We start from the raw sequence: 2,432 nt of genomic DNA on the forward strand, positions 1-2,432 counted from the left end.
GCGCACCGGCCGCCGATGAACCCGCGCGGCCCGGCATCGGGGCGCGCATGAGCGTCTGCGTCCGCCGGGCGCAGACGTCCCCGCCGTCGCACGGCGCAACCCGGGCTGCCCGCACGGCGGCGCAGCTGATGGAGAATCACATGACAAATCGACGCGAAGTGCCAGGCATCAGGAAGTACGACGGGCCCGCCGGCGGTTGGGGCGCGCTTCGCGCGACAGCCGAGGCCGTCCGCACGCAGATGGAGACCATCGAGGCACCGATCACGCTGATGCGCACCAACCAGCCGGACGGCTTCGACTGTCCCGGCTGCGCGTGGCCGGACAAGGAGCACAAGTCGACGTTCCAGTTCTGCGAGAACGGCGCGAAAGCCGTCACGTGGGAAGCGACGACCAAGCGCGTGACGCCCGAGTTCTTCGCGGCGAATACGGTTTCCTCGCTGCTGCGCATGTCGGACTACGAGCTCGAGAACATGGGTCGGCTCACGCATCCGCTCGTCTACGATCGCGCGACCGACACGTTCCGCGCGGTCGAATGGGACGACGCGTTCGCGCGCATCGGCGAAGTGCTGCGCGCGCTGCCGCCCGGGCAGATCGAGTTCTATACGTCGGGCCGTGCCTCGAACGAGGCCGCGTACCTGTATCAGCTGTTCGCGCGCGAACTCGGCACGAACAACTTCCCCGACTGCTCGAACATGTGCCACGAGCCGACGAGCGTCGGGCTGCCGCAGTCGATCGGCATCGGCAAGGGCACCGTGTCGCTCGAGGATTTCGACCGGTGCGAGCTGATCATCTCGATCGGCCACAACCCCGGCACGAACCATCCGCGGATGATGGGCACGCTGCACGAATGCGCGCGCCGCCACGTGCCGATCATCGTCTTCAATCCGCTGCGCGAGCGCGCGCTCGAACGCTTCGCCGATCCGCAGGACATGATCGAGATGGCGTCGTTCGGTTCGACGCGGATCGCATCGACGTACTATCAGGTCGATGCGGGCGGCGACGCGGCCGCGCTGAAGGGCATCATGAAGGCGCTGCTGCAGCTCGAGGCCGAGCGCGGCGACGTGCTCGATCGCGCGTTCATCGCGCAGCACACCGAAGGCTTCGACGCGTTCGCGGCCGATCTCGAAGCGACGTCATGGGACGACATCGAGCATGCGAGCGGGCTCAGCCAGGCGCAGCTCGAACAGGTCGCGCTCGCCTATGCGAAGTCGAACGCGACGATCGTCACGTACGGGATGGGCGTCACGCAGCACAACAAGGGCACCGCGAACGTGCGGCTGATCGCCGATCTGCTGCTGTTGCGCGGCAACATCGGCAAGCCGGGCGCCGGCATCTGCCCGCTGCGCGGCCATTCGAACGTGCAGGGCAACCGCACGGTCGGCATCACGGAAAAGCCGTCCGCCGAGTTTCTGAAGAAGCTCGAGGACGTGTTCGGCTTCACGCCGCCGTCGCATCACGGGCACGACGCCGTGCAGGCCATGCAGGCGATGATCGACGGCACCGCGAAGGCGCTGCTCTGTCTCGGCGGCAATTTCGCGGTCGCGCTGCCCGATCCCGAGCAGTCGTTCCCCGCGATGTCGAAGCTCGACCTGAGCGTGCATCTCGGCACGAAGCTGAACCGCTCGCATCTGCTCGTCGCGAAGGAGACCTACATCCTGCCGGTGCTCGGGCGCACCGAGCTCGACGTGCAGGCCGGCGGCACGCAGTCGGTAACGGTCGAGGATTCGATGTCGATGGTCCATGCGTCGGCGGGCAAGCTGAAGCCGGCCTCGGAGCATCTGCGCTCGGAGCCTGCGATCGTCGCCGGCATCGCGCATGCGACGCTGCCGAACAGCAAGGTCGCGTGGCTCGACCTGATCGCCGACTACGACCGGATCCGCGATCTGATCGACCGCACGATTCCCGGCTTCGAAGCGTTCAACGAACGGATCCGCACGCCGGGCGGCTTCCGGCTGCCGCTGCCGCCGACCGAACGCGTGTGGCCGACGCCGACCGGCAAGGCGATGTTCTCGGTGTACAAGGGCGTCGCGGAAGACGCGGAAGTGCTCGGCGGCGAGCAGGTGCTGCGACTCATCACGCTGCGCAGTCACGACCAGTACAACACGACGATCTACGGGCTCGACGATCGCTATCGCGGCGTGTTCGGGCGGCGCGACGTGCTGTTCATGAATCCCGCCGATCTCGAGAAGTACGGTCTCGAGCACGGCGACCTCGTCGACATCGAGACGATCGGCGCGTCCGGCCGCACGCTGCGTCTCGAGAAGATCACCGCGATCGAGTACGACATCGCGCCCGGTTCGGTCGGTGCGTACTATCCGGAAGCGAACGTGCTCGTGCCGCTCGACTATATCGACAAGGAAAGCGGCACGCCGTCGTACAAGTCGGTGCCGGTGCGCGTCGTGCGCTCGGCTTCGTCGATCGCGCCGCTGAGC

Annotated in this window: 1 protein-coding gene; it reads left to right on the plus strand. The window is 67.1% G+C overall.

Annotation, left to right across the window (positions count from 1 at the left end; translation table 11 throughout):
* Positions 1 to 140: 140 nt before the first annotated feature.
* On the plus strand, positions 141 to 2,432 hold a 2,292-nt coding region (locus HMPREF3115_RS13965), incomplete at its 3' end, for an FdhF/YdeP family oxidoreductase (RefSeq protein ID WP_070554806.1).

This window comes from Burkholderia sp. HMSC10F09, from assembly GCF_001806955.1.
In the GTDB taxonomy this organism is placed as follows: Bacteria; Pseudomonadota; Gammaproteobacteria; order Burkholderiales; family Burkholderiaceae; genus Burkholderia; species Burkholderia multivorans.